18 protein-coding genes are annotated in these 18,282 nt (G+C 73.8%); 6 read left to right on the top strand and 12 right to left on the bottom strand.

Annotation, left to right across the window (positions count from 1 at the left end; genetic code table 11):
- Positions 1-11: 11 nt before the first annotated feature.
- The 5 genes from IFT45_RS04950 to IFT45_RS04930 form a co-directional block, all read right to left on the bottom strand.
- Positions 12-1,148, bottom strand: a complete 1,137-nt coding sequence (locus IFT45_RS04950) for a 5-(carboxyamino)imidazole ribonucleotide synthase (protein WP_192045432.1) — start codon at positions 1,146-1,148, stop codon at positions 12-14.
- Between the two features lie 173 nt (positions 1,149-1,321).
- Positions 1,322-1,813, bottom strand: a complete 492-nt coding sequence (locus IFT45_RS04945; RefSeq protein WP_192126993.1) for a hypothetical protein — start codon at positions 1,811-1,813, stop codon at positions 1,322-1,324.
- Between the two features lie 22 nt (positions 1,814-1,835).
- Positions 1,836-3,140 (bottom strand): UDP-glucose/GDP-mannose dehydrogenase family protein, encoded by a 1,305-nt coding sequence (locus tag IFT45_RS04940; protein WP_192126991.1) that lies wholly within the window; start codon positions 3,138-3,140, stop codon positions 1,836-1,838.
- Positions 3,141-3,201: 61 nt separating this feature from the next.
- Positions 3,202-3,762, bottom strand: coding sequence for a PH domain-containing protein (locus IFT45_RS04935; protein WP_192126989.1), 561 nt, complete (start codon positions 3,760-3,762; stop codon positions 3,202-3,204).
- A complete protein-coding gene (locus IFT45_RS04930) occupies positions 3,755-4,531 on the bottom strand; it encodes a biotin--[acetyl-CoA-carboxylase] ligase (RefSeq protein WP_192126987.1) in 777 nt (258 codons plus the stop codon). Before IFT45_RS04930 ends, IFT45_RS04935 begins: the two co-directional genes overlap by 8 nt.
- Before the next feature lie 101 nt (positions 4,532-4,632).
- Here IFT45_RS04930 and IFT45_RS04925 point away from each other — a divergent pair, with 101 nt between their 5' ends.
- Complete coding sequence (locus tag IFT45_RS04925) at positions 4,633-6,261, top strand: acyl-CoA carboxylase subunit beta (protein ID WP_056055730.1); 1,629 nt, start codon at positions 4,633-4,635, stop codon at positions 6,259-6,261.
- Entirely contained in the window at positions 6,258-6,470 is a 213-nt protein-coding gene (locus tag IFT45_RS04920; RefSeq protein ID WP_192045428.1) for an acyl-CoA carboxylase subunit epsilon, read from the top strand. Before IFT45_RS04925 ends, IFT45_RS04920 begins: the two co-directional genes overlap by 4 nt.
- Before the next feature lie 386 nt (positions 6,471-6,856).
- On the opposite strand, the gene IFT45_RS04915 is transcribed toward IFT45_RS04920, so the two are convergent.
- From IFT45_RS04915 to IFT45_RS04900, 4 genes are all read right to left on the bottom strand, one after another.
- Entirely contained in the window at positions 6,857-7,918 is a 1,062-nt protein-coding gene (locus IFT45_RS04915; protein ID WP_056053287.1) for a hypothetical protein, read from the bottom strand.
- The gene (locus IFT45_RS04910; RefSeq protein WP_056053284.1) at positions 7,915-9,177 is read right to left on the bottom strand and encodes a sensor histidine kinase; all 1,263 of its coding nucleotides are present in this window, start codon (positions 9,175-9,177) and stop codon (positions 7,915-7,917) included. The genes IFT45_RS04915 and IFT45_RS04910 overlap by 4 nt, the downstream gene beginning before the upstream one ends.
- The gene (locus IFT45_RS04905) at positions 9,167-9,871 is read right to left on the bottom strand and encodes a response regulator transcription factor (protein ID WP_056053280.1); all 705 of its coding nucleotides are present in this window, start codon (positions 9,869-9,871) and stop codon (positions 9,167-9,169) included. The genes IFT45_RS04910 and IFT45_RS04905 overlap by 11 nt, the downstream gene beginning before the upstream one ends.
- An 81-nt stretch (positions 9,872-9,952) precedes the next feature.
- Positions 9,953-11,194: a class I SAM-dependent RNA methyltransferase gene (locus tag IFT45_RS04900; RefSeq protein WP_192045427.1), complete on the bottom strand. Its 1,242-nt coding sequence runs from the start codon at positions 11,192-11,194 to the stop codon at positions 9,953-9,955.
- Between the two features lie 26 nt (positions 11,195-11,220).
- Between IFT45_RS04900 and IFT45_RS04895 the strand changes: the two genes are divergently transcribed.
- From IFT45_RS04895 to IFT45_RS04880, 4 genes are all read left to right on the top strand, one after another.
- A complete protein-coding gene (locus IFT45_RS04895) occupies positions 11,221-11,910 on the top strand; it encodes a nucleoside triphosphate pyrophosphatase (RefSeq protein ID WP_192045426.1) in 690 nt (229 codons plus the stop codon).
- A gap of 79 nt (positions 11,911-11,989) precedes the next feature.
- Positions 11,990-13,744 carry a biotin carboxylase N-terminal domain-containing protein gene (locus tag IFT45_RS04890; RefSeq protein WP_056053271.1) on the top strand — a complete coding sequence of 585 codons (1,755 nt, stop codon included), beginning with the start codon at positions 11,990-11,992 and terminating at the stop codon, positions 13,742-13,744.
- 51 nt (positions 13,745-13,795) lie between these two features.
- Positions 13,796-14,629, top strand: a complete 834-nt coding sequence (locus IFT45_RS04885; RefSeq protein ID WP_192126985.1) for a purine-nucleoside phosphorylase — start codon at positions 13,796-13,798, stop codon at positions 14,627-14,629.
- On the top strand, positions 14,626-16,302 hold the full coding sequence (locus tag IFT45_RS04880; protein WP_192126983.1) for a phospho-sugar mutase: 1,677 nt from the start codon (positions 14,626-14,628) through the stop codon (positions 16,300-16,302). The genes IFT45_RS04885 and IFT45_RS04880 overlap by 4 nt, the downstream gene beginning before the upstream one ends.
- An 88-nt stretch (positions 16,303-16,390) precedes the next feature.
- On the opposite strand, the gene IFT45_RS04875 is transcribed toward IFT45_RS04880, so the two are convergent.
- Genes IFT45_RS04875 through IFT45_RS04865 form a run of 3 tightly spaced genes read right to left on the bottom strand, consistent with a single transcriptional unit; the run spans position 16,391 to position 18,274 of the window.
- Entirely contained in the window at positions 16,391-16,663 is a 273-nt protein-coding gene (locus IFT45_RS04875) for a PTS sugar transporter subunit IIB (RefSeq protein WP_167258650.1), read from the bottom strand.
- Complete coding sequence (locus IFT45_RS04870; protein WP_056053258.1) at positions 16,660-17,148, bottom strand: PTS sugar transporter subunit IIA; 489 nt, start codon at positions 17,146-17,148, stop codon at positions 16,660-16,662. Before IFT45_RS04870 ends, IFT45_RS04875 begins: the two co-directional genes overlap by 4 nt.
- 1 nt (position 17,149) lies before the next feature.
- The gene (locus IFT45_RS04865; RefSeq protein WP_192126981.1) at positions 17,150-18,274 is read right to left on the bottom strand and encodes an adenosine deaminase; all 1,125 of its coding nucleotides are present in this window, start codon (positions 18,272-18,274) and stop codon (positions 17,150-17,152) included.
- Positions 18,275-18,282 lie beyond the last annotated feature (8 nt).

Genomic DNA, 18,282 nt, shown 5'->3' with positions numbered 1-18,282 from the left:
GAGGATAGCCGTCAGTCCTCGAAGAACCGGACAGCGGCGCGCGCTCGGGCGAGCACGTCGGCGAGCTCGGCGCCCGTCGTCGTCACGTGGCCCACCTTGCGGCCCGGGCGCGGGTCCTTGCCGTAGTCGTGCACCTTGGCGCCGGGCTCCGCGGCCATCAGGGCGGGCAGGCGGTCGGCCATCGTGCCGGTCGCGGGCCCCCCGAGCACGTTGACCATGACGCTCCACGGGTGGTGTGCGCCGGTGTCGCCGAGCGGAAGGTCGAGCACCGCGCGGAGGTGCTGCTCGAACTGGCTGGTGGCCGCTCCGTCGATGCTCCAGTGGCCCGTGTTGTGGGGCCTCATCGCGAGCTCGTTGACGAGCAGACGACCGTCGGCCGTCTCGAAGAGCTCCACGGCGAGCACGCCCGTCACGCCGAGCTCGTCGGCGACGCGGCGCGCGATCTGCTCGGCTGCCTGCTGGAGCTCCGGCTCGCTCCGAGGTGCGGGCGCGGTGACCTCGGCGCAGACGCCGTCGCGCTGCACGGTCTCCACCAGCGGCCACACCGCGATCTCTCCGCTCGGACGACGCGCGACCAGCTGTGCGAGTTCGCGCTCGAACGGGACGAGCTCCTCCACGAGCAACACAGCGTCCTCGCCCTGCTCGGCGAGCACGGCGAACCAGTCGTCGGCCCCCGCCGGATCGTCGACCACACGGACGCCCTTCCCGTCGTAGCCGCCCCGGGGCGTCTTGACGACCGCGCGACCTCCGTGCTCGGCGAGGAAGCCGGCAAGGTCGGCCGCGTCGCGCACCTCGGCCCACTCGGGCACCGGCAGGCCCAGCTCGGTCAGTCGACGTCGCATGACGATCTTGTCCTGGGCGACCGCGAGGGCGGCCGGCGCCGGGTGCACGGCCACGCCGGCCTCGACGAGGGCCGTGAGGACGTCCTGGGGGACGTGCTCGTGATCGAACGTGACGACGTCGACGTCGCGGGCGAACGCGAGGACGGTCTCGGCGTCGTGGTAGTCGCCCACCTCGCTCGCCGCGAGCCGCGCGGAGCTCCCGACCGCCTCCGCGAGCACGGTGATCTCGACGCCGAGGTGCACGGCGGGCGGCACCATCATGCGAGCGAGCTGCCCTCCGCCGATCACGCCGATCCTGTAGGCCATCTCGTCTCCTCGTCCTCCGCGCGGGTGTCCGCCCGGTCAGGGGGACGCGCTCACATGCCGTCGTCGGGGCTCGTCGAGCCCCCTCCATCTTGGCGGATCACCGGGCCCGACGTGTCCGCCCCTCGTCGTCGTCCGTCGCCCGCCGGCCCGGGTCGACCGTGCAGCGCGGCCGGTCAGCTGACGATCTCGCCCGAGACCTGCGGCGACGACGGCGTGCCCGCCACGGAGCAGCGGAAGGTGACCTTGGCGATGCCGACGTCACTGCCGGAGAAGACTCCGTCGACGTCGATCGAGAGCCCTGCCCCTGCGGTGAAGAGGGCCTGGCTGGAGCGGGGGTACCACGTGTAGTCCTCACCGAGGGCAGCGCCGGCAGCCTCGACGCAGGCGTCGTAGGCGGTGTCGTCCGTCCAGCCTCCGGCCTCGTCGGTCGGCACGGGCACCGGGCTGACGGGGGCGGGGTCGGCGGTCGGCACATCGGGCACCGGCGGGCCGCTGGACGCCGTGGGCGTCGGGGCGTCCGTGGGCGAGGGGGTCGCCGACGGCACGGACGCGGACCGCGTGGGAGTCGACGTCGGCTCGGAGTCTCCGCCGCTGACGCACCCGGTCAGGGCGAGCACGAGCCCCGTCGACACGACGAGGACGACGGACGCGGCGCGGGGAGTCATGACGTCGATGCTAGGGCTCTCGTCAGGGCCTGCCGAGACCCCGCGCCTCGAAACCGTGATCACGCCAGAGCGCGAGGTCGAGCACGGTGCGGGCGTCGATGACCCGCCGATGGGCCATCGAGCGGCCCACGGCCTCCGGATCGAGGCCCCGGAACTGCCGCCACTCCGTGAGCACCAGCGCGAGCGCCGCTCCCTGGATGGCCTCGTCGACGCTGTCGACGTACTCGAGGCCGGGAGCGACGAGCGCTGCCGTGGCGTTGGCCTCCGGGTCGTAGGCCACCACGTGCGCCCCCGCCTCCTGGAGGGCACGCGCGACGTCCAGGGCGGGCGAGTCGCGGACGTCGTCGCTGTCGGGCTTGAAGGCGAGGCCGAGGACGGCGACCTTCGCTCCGACCACCTCGCCCAGCATCTCGAGAGCCAGGTCGACGACGTACCGACGTCGACGCATGTTCACGGCGTCGACGTCGGCGAGGAAGGCGAGCGACTCGAGGCCCAGCTCGTCGGCCCGGGCCTGGAACGCCCTGATGTCCTTCGGGAGGCACCCGCCGCCGAAGCCGAGGCCGGCGTTGAGGAACCGGCGACCGATGCGCGCGTCGTGCCCGATCGCGTCGGCCAGCTGGGTGACGTCGGCCCCCGTCGCCTCGGCGATCTCGGCCATGGCGTTGATGAACGAGATCTTGGTGGCCAGGAAGGCGTTGGCCGACACCTTCACCAGCTCGGCCGTCGCGTAGTCCGTCACGAGGCGCGGCATGCCGGCGGCCAGCGGGCCTGCGTAGACCTCGTCGAGCAGGGCGGTCGCCCGCTCGCCGCCCTCGCCGCCGGGCACGCCGTAGACGAAGCGGTCGGGCGAGAGGGTGTCGGCCACGGCGAAGCCCTCCCGGAGGAACTCCGGGTTCCAGGCGAGGTCCGCCCCCGAGGAGGCGCGCACCAGGTCGCCGAGACGGGCTGCGGTGCCCACGGGGACGGTCGACTTGCCGACCACGAGGTCGCCGTCGGAGAGGTGCGGCAGCAGGCCACCCACGGCCGCGTCGACGTAGCGGAGGTCGGCGGCGTGGCTGCCGGCGGTCTGGGGCGTGCCCACGGCCACGAAGTGGACCCGGGCCCCCGCCGTCTCGGCCATGTCGGTCGTGAAGCGCAGCCGACCGCTCGCGACCCCCCGGGCCAGGACCTCCGGCAGCCCCGGCTCGAAGAACGGGGCCCGACCGGCGGCGAGCTCGGCGACCTTGCTCTCGTCGACGTCGACCCCGACGACGTCGTGCCCGAGCTCGGCCATGCAGGCCGCGTGGACCGCACCGAGATAACCGCAACCGATCACAGAGATTCGCATCGACATACCTTATTCCAGTTCGGGCTCGGACGCCAGTCGGCGAGCAGGGCGACGTCGGCGCTCAGCGGCCGGGCCGCTCGGTCCAGCCGCGATCGTCGCCCCAGGGCTCCGGCCGCTCGACCGGACGCCGCCGCGCGAGCGGCTCGGACGCCGCCTCCATGAGGTCGTGCAGCGTGGCCTGGACCAGGTCCGCCGACGGCACGTCCCAGAGCACGACCGGCCGGTCGAGGCCCGTGCCGACGAGCACGTCGCCGCTGCGGAACAGGCTCTGCGCGGCGTTCCGACGCACGGTCAGGTCGTAGCCCCGGCTGTGCAGCAGCTCCTGTCGGGTGCGCACGAAGAAGCCTCGTCGGACGATGAGGCGCCGCGTGGTGATCACGGTGTGGCGACCCAGCCAGACGAGCAGCGGGACCGCCCAGAGCAGCAGGGCGAGGAGCGCGGCCGCTCCGAGAACGGCCCACCTCTGCCACCCGGCCTCGACGAGGCCGCTCAGCCACCCGGCGCCGGCGCAGATCGCGATGAGGGCCACCGAGGGCCAGAACAGGACCCGAGCGTGGGGGCGCAGCCGGGCGACCACGACCTCGGGCGGCTGCTGGTCGGCCGTGCCCACCGCGTCACCCATGGCGGACGTGGGTGACGTCGCCCGAGGCCACCGACCGCTCGGCGCCCGACGGCGTGCGGACGACGAGACGGCCGCCCTCGTCGACGGCGACGGCGAGGCCCGCGAGCAGCTCCCCCGAGGGCAGCTCCACCCGCACCTCGCGGCCGAGCGAGCTGCACTCGGCGGCGACGCGGGCGTGCAGGCCGGAGGAGACGGCGTCGCCCCCGGCGGCGGCGAGCGCGTCGAACCCGGCGAGCACCTCGTCGAGCCAGCCGGCCACGACCAGGTCGGCCAGCGACTCCGCGGAGCCCCCGGCCCCCTCGAGCCGGAGCGACGTGGAGGAGTCGGTGGGCAGCTCGTCGCGGGGCGTCGTGAGGTTGACGCCTGCGCCGACCACCACGGCCGACGCGCCGGGGCGCAGCTCGGCGAGGACTCCGCACACCTTGGCCCCGCCGACCTGCACGTCGTTCGGCCACTTGAGCCCGACGCGGTCGGGGCCCACCAGCGACGCGACGGCGGCGCGCATTGCGAGGCCCGCCAGCAGGGGCACCCAGCCCAGCGCGTCGACCGGCAGGGAGCCGCGTTCGAGGAGGACGCTGACGGCCACGGTGCGGCCCGGCCGGGCGACCCACCGCCGGTCGAGCCGGCCGCGGCCGGCCGTCTGCGAGAGCGTGGCGAGGACGGCGCCGTGCGGGGCCGAGGCGTCGGCCAGCAGGTCGGCGTTGGTCGAGCCCGTCTCGGCGACGTGGACGAGGCGGGGCGAGCGGGCGGAGGCGAGCGGGAACGTCACGCCGTCAGCCTAGGCGTGTGAGGAGTCCCACAGCGCGGGAGCCGATCGACGTGCGACGAGCTCCAACGGCCGGGGAGCGCCCCCTGGGTAGAGTGAGGCGCGTGACTTCCGACACCACCCGCCCCGAGGCCGACGGCCCGGCGGCCCCCCAGCCCGACCTGCGGACGACGGCGGGCAAGCTCGCCGACCTGAAGAACCGGTACCACGAGGCCGTGACGGCGAGCGGCGAGGCCGCCGTCGCCAAGCAGCACGCCAAGGGCAAGATGACCGCCCGCGAGCGCATCGACGGGCTGCTCGACCCCGGGTCGTTCGTCGAGCTCGACGAGTTCGTCCGCCACCGCACCCACGCCTTCGGCATGGAGGCCAAGCGCCCCTACGGCGACGCCGTCGTCACCGGCACGGGCACCATCCACGGCCGCCAGGTGGCGGTCTACTCGCAGGACTTCACGATCTTCGGCGGCTCGCTGGGCGAGGTCGCGGGCGAGAAGATCATCAAGGTCATGCAGCTGGCGCTGAAGACGGGCGTGCCGATCATCGGCATCCTCGACAGCGGCGGAGCGCGCATCCAGGAGGGCGTCGTCGCCCTCGGCAAGTACGGCGAGATCTTCCGGCTGAACACCGCCGCCTCGGGCGTCATCCCGCAGATCTCGCTCATCATGGGCCCGGCCGCGGGAGGCGCGGTGTACTCGCCCGCGCTGACGGACTTCGTCATCATGGTCGACAAGACGAGCCACATGTTCGTCACCGGCCCCGACGTGATCAAGACCGTCACGGGCGAGGACGTCGGCTTCGAGGAGCTCGGCGGAGCGCTGACCCACAACAAGGTCAGCGGGGTGTCGCACTACCTCGCGAGCGACGAGGACGACGCCCTCGACTACGCCCGGTCGCTGCTCTCCTACCTGCCCGACAACAACCTCTCGGAGCCGCACGTCTTCGACCGGCCGGTCGAGCTCGAGACGACGGACGCCGACCGCACGCTGAACACGCTGATCCCGGACAGCCCCAACCAGCCCTACGACGTCACGACGGTGATCGAGCACGTGGTCGACGACGGCGAGTTCCTCGAGGTCCAGCCCCTCTTCGCCCCCAACATCGTCATCGGCTTCGGCCGCGTCGAGGGCCGCTCGGTCGGCGTCATCGCCAACCAGCCCTCGGCCATGGCCGGCACGCTCAACATCGAGGCCGGCGAGAAGGCGAGCCGGTTCGTCCGCTTCTGCGACGCCTTCGGCATCCCCATCCTCACGCTCGTCGACGTCCCCGGCTACCTGCCGGGCACCGACCAGGAGTGGACGGGCGTCATCCGGCGCGGGGCCAAGCTCCTCTACGCGTACGCCGAGGCCACCGTGCCGCTGGTCACCGTCATCACGCGGAAGGCCTACGGCGGGGCCTACATCGTCATGGGCTCCAAGCAGCTCGGGGCCGACATCAACCTCGCCTGGCCGACCGCCGAGATCGCCGTCATGGGCGGCCAGGGCGCCGTCAACATCCTCTACCGGGGCGAGATCAAGGCCGCCGAGGCCGCCGGCGAGGACGTCGCCGCGGTGCGGGCCCGGCTGGCGAGCGAGTACACCTACAACGTCGCCAGCCCGTTCCTGGCCGCCGAGCGCGGCGAGCTCGACGGCGTCATCGAGCCGGCGGCCACCCGGGTCTCGGTCATCAAGGCGCTCCGCGCGCTGCGGACCAAGCGGGCCGAGCTGCCTCCCAAGAAGCACGGGAACATCCCGCTGTGAACGACGTCCTCCGCGTCGTGGCGGGCTCGCCGACCCCGGAAGAGCTCGCCGCCGTCACGGCCGTCCTCGCCGCCGTGGAGGCCGAGACCCGGAGCCGGCGCGACACCGAGGCCGTGCCGGCGAGCCCCTCGGAGTGGTCGTCGCGGGCCCGGGTCGTCCGACGCCCGCTCCCTCACGGCCCGGGCGCCTGGCGCAGCCCGGTCCGCTGACCCCGCGGGGCCCCGCCGACGTACCCCGCCCTGTCCCCCGGTCGAGTCGGTCCCGCGGGGCTGGCCAGGGCGAGATCCGCGCGGTCAGTGCTCCCGAACGGGGGTAGACCGACCTATCGTCCCCTCGGTGTCCCCCTAAATGACGACTGTGGACACCCTGGGTCGACCGGCATAGTCATCAGTGCTAGGTGTCTCTCTCTGAGTAGCACCGCCGATCGAGGGCCGACTAGGGTAAGCGGGTTCCTCGACCGGGGGCGGGTCAGGGCGGTATTCGGGTTACCGCCCTGACCCAGTGACGTTCCCCAGGAGGGCCGGACTCATCGTCCGGCCCTCCTTCGTCGTCCGGGGGCCCCCAGCCTGCTCCGGGCACGACCGGGGCGTGGCCGCTACGGAGCCGCCTGCTCCGGCACCGAGCGCGGGATCTGCAGCCAGAGCTGGACCTCGTCGCCGTCGTCGTCCTCGTCGGCCTCCGCCGCGACTCCTCGACCGAGGGCGCTGGAGCTGAGGTCGGCCGAGCCGAGGCCCACGACCGTCACCGCGTCGTCGCCTCCGCCGGAGGCCGTCCGGATGATGATGCGGTCGGCGGACGAACCGTGCAGTGCCTCGGCGAGGGCCTGGTGGATGCGTCGCAGCTCCCGGGCATCGAGGTCGTCGATGCCGCCCTCGTCGAGCAGGCTGACGACGGCGCCCCGGCGTCGGGCGGCCATGACCTCTCGCCGGACGTCGTCGTCGAGGAGGCGGCGGCCGCGGATCTCGTCGCGGATCGCGCCCTCGAGGTGGAGGCACTCCTGCCGCTGCTCGGGCGTGAGGTCGCCGCCCTGGGCCACGATCTCCTGCAGCATCGGCCGTGCGGTGCGGCTGGTCTGGAGGAGGCGGTACTGGCGTTCGTTGACGTGCGCCTCCTGGGCGGCCTGCCAGTCGGCCGCCTCGTGCTCGGCGAGGATGAACTCGCGCGTCTCCCGGCCGGCGCGGGTCAGGGTGGCCGTCATCGCGTGCGCGAAGGCGACCCACGAGACGCTGCCGACGACCCCGAGGTCGGCGACGGCGCCGAGCCCGCCCCAGGTCACGCCGTGGACGGCCATGAAGCCGACCCCGAGCCAGGCGAACCCCTGGCGGCGACGGGTGGCGACGATGACCATCAGCGTGCCGATCGCCGCGACGTACCAGGTCGCGTAGCCGTTCTTCTGCGACGGGTCGAGCTGCGACGTCACGAGGAGCGGCATGACGACGCTGACGGCCAGCGCGAACGCGGCGAGCCAGACGGGCATGCGCGCGCGGCCCGAGGGCCAGAGCACCATGACCGTCACGACGACGTAGACGACCATGCACGCCACGACGGGCCACGGGTCGTCGAAGCGGTCGAGGCTGACGGCGGCGAGGACGAGGTGGTAGCCGGAGAAGACGGCGGCCAGCAGGACGATCAGCCAGCGCGGGACGCTGACCCTCACGACGCGGCCTCCTCGCGGGCGGCGTCAGCGGGGCCGACGACGTCGCCGCTCGGCCAGGCGAGGCGCACGACGGTGCCCTCCCCGGGGCGCGAGTCGATGCAGGCGAGCCCGCCCGCGTTGGCGAGCCGCTCGACGATGGAGACCCGGACGCCGAGGCGCCCCTCCGGCACGTGCCCGGGGTCGAACCCCCGGCCGGTGTCGCCGACCTCGACGAGCGCTCCGCCGGTCTCGGTCCACTCGACCGTCACCCACCGTCGGACGTCGTCGCCGCCGGCGTGCTGGCAGCTGTTGACGACGGCCTGGACGGCCGCGCTGTAGAGCGCCTCGGCCGCCGGCGAGGGGATGCCGTGGCCGTCGATGCCGCGCGTGCTGACCTCCACGTCGGCGCCCATCTCGCTCGTGACGACGACCAGCCGGTCGCGCATGGAGCCGAGGGTCGTCGCCGACTCGTCGAAGGGCGTCTGGCTGGCGGCGCTGGAGAGGTGCGCCACCGCGTTCCGGGCCATCGAGGTCGCGAGGACCTTCTCCTCCGCGCTGTAGGCCCGCGCCGCCTGGATGAAGGTCGTCAGGACGCTGTCGTGGACGATCGCGTCGACCTCGACGCGCTCGAGCTCGGTCGCGTGCTCGCGGATCGCGTTCGAGTACCGCGCCACCGCGGTCGCCTGGGCCGCGTCGACGTTGGCGCTGGCCTGCCGCAGGATCAGGACGAGGATGAGGACGGCGCCGCCGAGCAGCACGGCGTAGACGGAGTCGAGAGCGGCGCGGGAGACCGTCGCCCCGCCCCCCGAGGGCGTCAGCCGGATGAGCCCGTAGACCAGCGGGGCGACGAAGAGGTAGCCGGTCGCGATCCAGGCCGAGAAGGCGAAGGCGGCCGCCGCGGTGGCCACCGTGCAGAGGTACCAGAGCCAGGGCACGGAGGGCTGCACGACGCTCGGGTCCTGGACGGCCAGCGGCCAGGTGATGAGGGCGATGAGGTAGGCGACCGCGACGAAGGCGCTGGCCGTCTCGACGCCGCGGACGAGGAGGCTCGCCACCCCGATGGCGACGAAGCCGCCGAACATGGCCAGGCCAATGATCCAGGCCCACGCCACCTGCATGCTGCCGATCTGGGCGAGCATGCTCGGGAAGGCCTGCAGCCCGAAGATCAGGCCCGCGAGCGCGATGACCCGGCCGAGGACCTTGTCGAAGAGGGCCTGGCTGATCGGGTTGCGCGAGGCGCGGGGCGGGGCGGGAGCGGTGAGCGCGCGCTCAGCGGCCATCGCCGCCGTCCGCGTCGAGGCCCGGCAGGATGCCGTCCTCGACGGCGCGACGCAGCAGGTCGACCTTGGTGGGTGCCGGGCGGCCGACCTCGACGTACTTCACGCGGATGCGGTCGAGGTACTCGCGGGCCGTCGAGTAGCCGATGCCGAGCTGCTGGGCGGCGAGCTTGAGCGGGAGGCCCGAGGCGTAGAGGTGGAGGATCTCGCGCTCGCGCCGACCGAGCTGGGCCTTCGCGAAGTCGCGGTCGGCGTCGATCGCGCTCGCCCACTCGAGGTTGTTCAGCACGTCGCCGCGGGCGACCGTGGCGACGGCGGCCATCACGGTCTTCGTCGCCGACGACTTGGGGATGACACCGGCCGCGCCCGCCGCGAGCGCCTCGCGCACGCTGGCGACCCGGTCGGCGATGCTGTGGACCAGGACGGCCGAGCCGGTGGCCTGGACGCGCTTGACGTTCTCGGTGACGGTCGAGCCGTCGCCGAGGGAGAGGTCGAGCACGACCACGTCGACCTCGCGGCCGGCGAGCGCCTCGACGAGCTCCTGCACCCCCGCGGCGGTGAGCACGACGTCGAAGCCCTCGTTCTGGCACGCGGCCTGGATGCCGAGGCGCACGGACTCGTGGTCGTCGACGATGGCGACCCTCACGGGCGGAGCGGGCGGGGGCGAGACCGGAGCGTCGGTCGTGGCGTCAGTCACGGTGGGTCCTTCTGTCGGCGTGCGGCCGGTCCCTGATCCCGGCCGTGCACGACGCCATCGTATCCGCCCGGGGCGGCCGCGTCAGCGTCGGCGCAGCTGCACGACGGTCTCGACGTGGTGCGTGTTCGGGAAGAGGTCGAAGGCCCGGAGACGGACGGCGTCGTAGCCCGCGTCGCGGAACAGGGCGACGTCGCGGGCGAGGGCGACCGGGTCGCAGGCCACGTAGACGACCTGGGCCGGCGACAGCTCGCCGAGGGCGGCCACGACCTCCTTGCCGGCGCCCGAGCGCGGCGGGTCGAGCACGACGGTCGCGGCCCGCGCGCGGTCGCGCTCGGCGGCGGTCGCGCGGTCGGCGCGCTGGCGGACCCAGCGCTCGACGCGGCCCGTCTCGGCCGAGGCGCCGAGCCACTCGGCGAGGTTCTCGGAGGCGTGCTCGGTGGCTCGCTCGTCGCTCTCGACGCTCGTCACGCGGACGGAGGGGCCGAAGGCGTCTCCGAGCGCAGCCGCCAGCAGGCCCACGCCGCCGTAGAGGTCGAGGTTGTCGGCGCGCGGGTCGAAGAGGTCGACGTCGACCATCTGCTGCACGGCGGCCGTCAGGGTCGCCGCGGCCTCGCGGTGCACCTGCCAGAAGCCGCGGTCGTCGAGGCGGAAGCTGCGGTCACCGACCGTCTCGGTGATGGTGGTGGGCGCCTGGCGCCCGATGACGAGGCGCGCTCCCCCGACGCTCGGCGCGAGGACGTCGACGTGCTCCTCGCCGGCGAAGGCCTCGCCGAGCGGGGCCGCGGCGGCGACCTCGTCGGTGGCGAGCGGCAGGTCGCGGACGGGCACGACGCGGTGCGAGCGCGCCGCGTACTGGCCGGGTCGGCCGTCGGCGTCGAGGTGCAGGCGGACCCGCGTGCGCCAGCCCGTCCCTCGGCGCTCGTCGTCGCCCGGCAGGGCCTCGACCGTGACGGTCGCCTCGGCCTCGGGGACGCCGCCGGTGCGCACGAGCGCGTCGCGCAGCACCTGCGACTTGAGCTCGCGCTGGTGGGCGAGGTCGACGTGGCCGAACTCGGCGCCGCCGGCCCGGTCGACCGGGTCGACCTCGAGGGCGGCGGCCGACCACACGTGCGGGCGCCGGTGCTCGCTGGCCTCGACCACCGACACGGTGTCGGCGCGCCAGAACGACTTCTTCTTGTCGTCGGTGACGCGGGCGACCACCCTCTCGCCCGGCAGGGTGTCGCTGACGAACACCACGCGCCCGTCGAGGCGGGCCACCGAGATGCCCCCGTGTGCGATGCCCGTCACGTCCAGTTCGACCTCGCGGCCCAGCATGTCTCCCATGCGTCGAGTCTGACAGGCTGGCGGGCATGACCGTCGCGCTCTACCTGGCCAGCACCTCCCCCGCCCGCCTCGCCCTGCTCCGGGCCGCGGGCGTCGAGCCCGTCCTGATCAGCCCCGGCGTCGACGAGGACGCCGCGGTCGCGCGGGCCGAGGAGGAGGCGGGGCGACGCCTGACGGCCTCCGAGACCGTGTCGCTCCTGGCCAAGGCCAAGGCCGAGGCCGTGCTCGACGTGACCGTCGACGGCCGCCCGCTCGACGGCCTCGTCCTGGGCGGCGACAGCGCCTTCGAGTTCGACGGCGAGGTGCACGGGAAGCCGCACCTGCCGCGGCTCGCGCTCGACCGCTGGCGCCGCATGGCCGAGGTGGGGCACGGCACGCTCTGGTCGGGCCACTGGCTGATCGACCACCGCGGAGGCGCGCCCCGAGCGACGGAGCAGCACCCGTCCGGAGGCGCGGGAGCCGTCGCCTCCGCCGACCTCACCTTCGCCGACGACCTCGACCCGGCCGAGCTCGACGCCTACGTGGCCACCGGGGAGCCCCTCGAGGTGGCCGGCGCCTTCACCATCGACGGCCGCGCCTCCGCCTTCATCAGCCACATCGAGGGCACCCCGAGCGCCGTCGTGGGGCTCTCCGTGCCGGTGCTCCGCTCGCTCGTGCGAGGCTTCGGCGTCGGCTGGCAGGAGCTCTGGACCTCTCCGACCGGGGCGTCCTCGTAGGAAGCATCACGCGCCTCCCGCGTGTTCTTGTGCACGTCAGCCAAAGAAAAGGGTCGACCGCGCAATAGGGTGAGGAACTATGCCTCGTATCAGCAAGGTCCTCATCGCCAACCGTGGAGAGATCGCCGTCCGCGTGATCCGGGCCGCCCGCGACAGCGGCATCGGCTCCGTCGCCGTCTACGCCGACCAGGACCGCGACGCCCAGCACGCCCGCCTCGCCGACGAGGCCTACGCGCTCGAGGGCACGACGAGCGCCGAGACGTACCTCGTCATCGACAAGATCCTCTCCGTCGCCCGCCGCTCGGGGGCGGACGCGGTTCACCCCGGCTACGGGTTCCTCGCCGAGAACGCCGACTTCGCGCGCGCCGTCACGGCCGCGGGGCTCGTCTGGATCGGGCCCTCGCCCGAGGCCATCGAGCAGCTGGGCGACAAGGTCAGCGCCCGCCACATCGCGGAGCGGGTCGGCGCCCCGCTCGCCCCCGGCACCCTCAACCCGGTCTCCGGGGCCGACGAGGTGCTCGAGTTCGTCGACCAGCACGGCCTCCCCGTCGCCATCAAGGCGGCGTTCGGCGGCGGCGGCCGCGGCCTCAAGGTGGCCCGCACCCGCGAGGAGGTCCCCGAGCTCTTCGAGTCCGCGACCCGCGAGGCCGTCGCCGCCTTCGGCCGCGGCGAGTGCTTCGTCGAGAAGTACCTCGACCAGCCCCGGCACGTCGAGACCCAGTGCCTCGCCGACCAGCACGGCAACGTCGTGGTCGTCTCCACGCGCGACTGCTCGCTGCAGCGCCGTCACCAGAAGCTCGTCGAGGAGGCGCCCGCGCCGTTCCTGACGGAGGCCCAGGTGGAGGCCCTCTACAGCGCGTCGAAGGCCATCCTCCGCGAGGTCGGGTACGTCGGCGCCGGCACCTGCGAGTTCCTCGTCGGGAAGGACGGCACCGTCTCCTTCCTCGAGGTGAACACGCGCCTCCAGGTCGAGCACCCGGTCTCGGAGGAGGTCACCGGCATCGACCTCGTGCGCGAGCAGTTCCGCCTCGCCGAGGGCGGCGCGCTCGAGTACGGCGATCCCGTCGCCCGCGGGCACTCGTTCGAGTTCCGCATCAACGGCGAGGACGCCGGGCGGGGCTTCATGCCCGCCCCCGGCCCCGTCCACGTGTTCTCCGCCCCGACCGGCCCCGGCGTCCGCGTCGACAGCGGCGTGCAGGCGGGTGACGAGATCAGCGGGTCGTTCGACTCCCTGCTGGCCAAGCTGATCGTCACCGGGGCCACCCGCGAGGAGGCCCTCGAGCGCTCGCGCCGCGCCCTCGACGAGTTCACGGTCGCCGGCCTCCCCACCGTCCTGCCGTTCCACCGCGCCATCGTGCGCGACCCCGCCTTCGCCCCGGCCGACGGGGCGCCCTTCTCGATCTACACCCGGTGGATCGAGACCGAGTTCGAGAACGACATCCCCGCCTGGAGCGGCGAGGCCGAGGCGCCGCGCGCGCTCGACGAGCGCACCACCGTCGTGGTCGAGGTCGGCGGCAAGCGCGTCGAGGTCTCGCTGCCGGCCGGTCTGGGGGCCCGCACCGCGCCTCCCGCCGCCGCTCCCCGCCGGCGCTCCGGCGGGTCGACCGTCGTCACCGCGACGGGCTCGCAGGTGACGTCGCCCATGCAGGCCACCGTCGTCAAGCTCGCCGTCGAGGAGGGCCAGTCGGTCGTCAAGGGCGACCTCGTGCTCGTGCTCGAGGCGATGAAGATGGAGCAGCCGGTCGCGGCCCACCGCGACGGCGTCGTCTCGGGCATCTCGGCCACGGTCGGCCAGACGGTGTCGTCGGGGCACGTGCTGCTCAGCATCGACTGACGCCCGCGGCGGCGCCCGCCGGCCCGGGGAGCAGACCCTAGAGTGGAGCGCATGTCCGAGACACCCACGCACCCCCTCGACGACCCCGCTGCCGACCCGTTCGAGGTCGCCCGCACCGCCGCTGCCGACATCGCCCGGGCCACCGGCGTCGAGCGCCACGACATCGCCCTCACGCTGGGCAGCGGCTGGGCCGCGGCGGCCGACCTGATCGGCGAGACCGTCGCCGAGGTGCCCGCCACCGAGATCACCGGCTTCAGCGCCTCCGCGGTGGTCGGCCACACCGGCTCGATCCGCAGCATCCTGCTGCCGAGCGGCAAGCACGCCCTCGTCATCGGCGCCCGCACGCACTACTACGAGGGCCACGGCGTCCGCCGTGTCGTGCACAGCGTCCGCACCGCGGCCGCCACCGGCGCGACCACGATGATCCTCACCAACGGCGCGGGCGGCATCAAGGAGACCTGGAAGCCCGGCAGCCCCGTGCTGATCAGCGACCACATCAACCTGACCGCCGACTCCCCCCTCGAGGGCGCGACCTTCATCGACCTCACCGACCTCTACTCGGCGCGGCTCCGCGAGCTCGCCAAGGGCATCTACCCCTCGCTCGACGAGGGCGTCTACACGCAGTTCCGCGGGCCGCACTACGAGACCCCCGCCGAGGTGCAGATGGCGAAGGCCATGGGCGGCCACATCGTCGGCATGTCGACGGCCCTCGAGGCCATCGCCGCCCGCCAGGCCGGCATGGAGATCCTCGGCATGTCGCTCATCACCAACCTCGCCGCCGGCATCCAGAAGGAGCCGCTGTCGCACCAGGAGGTGCTGCAGGCCGGCCGCGACGCCGAGGCCGCCATCAGCGACCTGCTCTCCCGCATCGTGGCGGCCCTGTGAGCGGCGACGCGACCACGGACCTCCTCGCCGACGCGCAGGCCTGGCTCGACCAGGACCCTGACGAGGTCACCCGCGCCGAGCTCGCCGCGCTGCTGACGGCGGCGCGGTCGGGCGACGACGCGGCGACCGCCGAGCTGCGCGACCGCTTCGACGGCCGTCTGCAGTTCGGCACGGCGGGCCTCCGAGGCGCCCTCGGAGCCGGCCCGAACCGCATGAACCGCGTGCTCGTGGCCCAGGCGGCAGCGGGCTTCGCGGCGTTCCTGGTCGGCCGTGAGGCCACGCCGTCGATCGTCATCGGCTACGACGGCCGGACCAACAGCGACGTCTTCGCCCGCGACACGGCGGAGATCATGGCCGCGGCGGGCGTCTCCGCCACGCTGCTGCCCCGGGCGCTGCCCACCCCCGTGCTCGCCTTCGCCGTCCGCCACCTCGACGTCAGCGCCGGGGTCATGGTGACCGCGAGCCACAACCCCGCCGCCGACAACGGCTACAAGGTGTACCTCGGCGGCCTCGACGCCGGGTCGCAGATCGTGTCGCCGGTCGACACGGAGATCGCCGCCCTGATCGAGGAGGCCGCGCGCCGGCCGGTGTCGGAGATCCCCCGCTCCGACGACCACCGGGAAGCCGGCGACGACCTCGTCGGCGAGTACGTGGCGCGCACCGCGGCCCTCGCCGGCACCGCCGCGTCGGGCTCGCAGCCCCGCGTCGTCTACACGGCCATGCACGGCGTCGGGTGGGAGGTCGCCCGTCGCGTCTTCGCGACGGCCGGCTTCACCGAGCCCGTGCCCGTCGCCGAGCAGTCGGCGCCCGACCCCGCCTTCCCCACGGTCGCCTTCCCGAACCCCGAGGAGCCCGGGGCGCTCGACCTGGCCTTCGCCACCGCCGACCGCGTCTCCGCCGACCTCGTCATCGCCAACGACCCGGACGCGGACCGCCTCGCGGTCGCCGTGCCGGGCCCCGAGGGGTGGCGGCGCCTGACCGGCAACGAGGTCGGGGCCCTGCTGGGGTGGCGTGCCGCCGAGCGCGCCCGCCGGGACGACGTCGACGGGACCCTCGCGGCGAGCATCGTCTCGTCGCCGGCCCTCCGCGAGGTCGCCCGCCGCTACGACCTCGACTACCGCGACACCCTCACCGGCTTCAAGTGGGTCTCCCGCGTCGGCGGCCTGCTGTACGGCTACGAGGAGGCCCTCGGCTACCTGGTCGACCCCGCGAAGGTCCGTGACAAGGACGGCATCTCCGCCGCCGTCGAGATCCTGGCCCTGGCCACCGAGCTGCACGGCCGGGGCTCGAGCATCGCCGAGCACCTGCGCGACTTCGACGCGGAGTTCGGCGCCTACGCCTCCTCGCAGATCTCGCTGCGCGTCGACGACCTGGAGCGCATCACGGAGCTGACCACGCGACTCCGCCAGTCGCCGCCCCGCCAGGTCGGCACGCGACGGGTCGACCACGTCGACGACTTCGTGGACGGCTTCGGGGAGTTCCCCGCGGGCGACGTCCTCCGCTTCTGGTTCACCGACGGCTCGAGGGTCATCGTGCGCCCGAGCGGCACGGAGCCGAAGCTCAAGGTCTACATCGACGCGTCGAGCACCGACGGAGACGCCCTGGCTCGCCGGGCCGCCGCCGAGGCGGCCGTGGCCGACCTCGACGCGGGCATGCGGGCGTTGCTGGCCTAGTCCGCCGCGAGACGAGCACGGAGGCCGCTCCCCTGAGGGGGGCGGCCTCCGTCCGTGCGTCCGTGCGTCCGTGCCCGGACCGGCTCCGTCAGCCCAGCGAACGCTGCAGCTTCTCGGTGAGCTCCTGCTGGTCGAAGTGGTTCTGGATGACGATGACGTCGGCGAAGGTCTGGCCGATGGCCTCGACGAACTCGGCGGAGGTCAGGATCACCTGGGCGTCGTCGGCGACCCCCGCCAGGGAGCCGATGTCGGCCGCGACGACGTCCGCCTCGATGTCGAGCTTGGCCAGGACGCGCTCGGCGTTGACCTTGAGGATGCCGCTGCTGCCGATGCCGACGCCGCAGATGGTCACGATCTTCACGGGGAGCCCTCCTCGGGCGTCGAGCGGCCGCCGTCGGCCACGGCGGGAGCGCCGAGCAGCCGACGGACCTCGTCGGCGGAGGCCGCGCCGGCGAGGGCGGGGATGACCGAGGCGTCGTTGAAGACGTTCGCGATGTCGGCGATCGACTCGAGGTGACCGCCCACCGACTCGACGGCGAGGCCGAGCACGACGCTCACCGGGTCGTTGTGCGGGTGCCCGAAGGCCACGGGAGCCGCGAGGGTGACGACGGCGAGGCCGTCACGCAGCACGAGGTCGTCGGGCCGGGCGTGGGCGAGCGCGAGGCCCGGCGCGATGACGACGTACGGGCCGTGCTCGTCGATCATCCGCACCATCTCGTCGCCGTAGCCGGGCAGCGCCGACCCGGAGGCGACCAGCGCGTCGGCCGCCGCGTGCACCGCCGCGCGCCAGTCGGTGACGGGCGCGGCGATGACGACGGCGGAGTCGGGCACCGGGGGCAGCGTCACGTCAGACCGCCTCGAACCCCGCCGTGATGCGGTCGGCCAGCTCGTCGCGGTCCTCCAGCGGGAGGAAGCTCGACGCGGCGGCGTTGAGCTGGAACGCGAGCAGGTCGTCGAGGCCGTAGTCGAACGCCTGGGCCAGCAGCGCGAGCTCCTTGCTGAGGCTCGTGTCGCTCATCAGGCGGTTGTCGGTGTTGACCGTGACCCGGTAGCCGAGCTGGTAGAGCAGGTCGAAGGGGTGGTCGTCGAGGTCGGAGCCCCAGGCCGAGATCGCCCCGGTCTGGAGGTTCGACTGCGGGGAGAGCTCGAGGGCGATCTCGCGGTCGCGGACCCACGACGCGATGGGGCCGAGCTCGACCGTGGTCTGGCCGCCGCGGGCCTCGACGACACGGATGTCCTCCGCGAGGCGGACGCCGTGGCCGAGGCGCAGGGCCCGGCCGTCGAGGAGGGCGCTGCGGATGCTGTCGAGGCCGTCGGCCTCGCCGGCGTGCACGGTGACCGGGAAGAACTCGCGCGCGAGGAGGTCGAAGGCGGGGCGGTGGGCGCTGGCGGGGAAGCCCGCCTCGGCGCCGGCGATGTCGAACCCGACGACACCGTTCTCCCGGTGGCGCACCGCGAGCTGGGCGATCTCGAGGCCGCGGTCGGCGTGGCGCATGGCCGTGATCAGCTGGCCGACGGAGATGTCGTGGCCCTGGCCGGAGAGCTCCTCCACGGCCTGGTCGATGCCCGCCTGGACGGCCTCCACGGTCGCGTCGAGCGACAGGCCGGCGGTGAGGTGCTGCTCGGGTGCCCAGCGGACCTCGCCGTGCACGACGCCGTCGGCCGCCAGGTCGAGGACGAACTCACGGGCCACGCGGTGCAGGCCCGCCTCGGTCTGCATGACCGCCGTCGTCACGTCGAAGGTGGCGAGGTAGTCGGGCAGGTTGCCGGAGTCCGCGCTCTCGACGAACCAGCGCCCGAGCGCCTCCGCGTCGCCCCCGACCGGCAGGTCGTAGCCGATCTCGTCGGCCAGCTCGATGATCGTCGAGGGGCGGAGCCCGCCGTCGAGGTGGTCGTGCAACGACACCTTGGGGAGGGAGACGATGCTGGGGCCGCCGTCAGGCAGTCGGTAGTCCTTGTCCGGAGCGCTCATGGGGACCA

This window comes from Frigoribacterium sp. CFBP 13707 (assembly GCF_014842245.1).
Taxonomy (GTDB): domain Bacteria; phylum Actinomycetota; class Actinomycetes; order Actinomycetales; family Microbacteriaceae; genus Frigoribacterium; species Frigoribacterium endophyticum.
The sequence above is the reverse complement of the archived record's forward strand: the minus strand, read 5'-3'. Positions and strand labels throughout refer to the sequence as shown.

Bases quoted from the DNA above. Each gene is read 5' to 3' on its own strand.
- IFT45_RS04945 (WP_192126993.1), bottom strand. From the start codon at position 1,813: ATGACTCCCCGCGCCGCGTCCGTCGTCCTCGTCGTGTCGACGGGGCTC.
- IFT45_RS04935 (WP_192126989.1), bottom strand. From the start codon at position 3,762: ATGGGTGACGCGGTGGGCACGGCCGACCAGCAGCCGCCCGAGGTCGTG.
- IFT45_RS04940 (WP_192126991.1), bottom strand. From the start codon at position 3,140: ATGCGAATCTCTGTGATCGGTTGCGGTTATCTCGGTGCGGTCCACGCG.
- IFT45_RS04890 (WP_056053271.1), top strand. From the start codon at position 11,990: ATGCCTCGTATCAGCAAGGTCCTCATCGCCAACCGTGGAGAGATCGCC.
- IFT45_RS04950 (WP_192045432.1), bottom strand. From the start codon at position 1,148: ATGGCCTACAGGATCGGCGTGATCGGCGGAGGGCAGCTCGCTCGCATG.
- IFT45_RS04885 (WP_192126985.1), top strand. From the start codon at position 13,796: ATGTCCGAGACACCCACGCACCCCCTCGACGACCCCGCTGCCGACCCG.
- IFT45_RS04900 (WP_192045427.1), bottom strand. From the start codon at position 11,194: ATGGGAGACATGCTGGGCCGCGAGGTCGAACTGGACGTGACGGGCATC.
- IFT45_RS04910 (WP_056053284.1), bottom strand. From the start codon at position 9,177: ATGGCCGCTGAGCGCGCGCTCACCGCTCCCGCCCCGCCCCGCGCCTCG.
- IFT45_RS04865 (WP_192126981.1), bottom strand. From the start codon at position 18,274: ATGAGCGCTCCGGACAAGGACTACCGACTGCCTGACGGCGGCCCCAGC.
- IFT45_RS04895 (WP_192045426.1), top strand. From the start codon at position 11,221: ATGACCGTCGCGCTCTACCTGGCCAGCACCTCCCCCGCCCGCCTCGCC.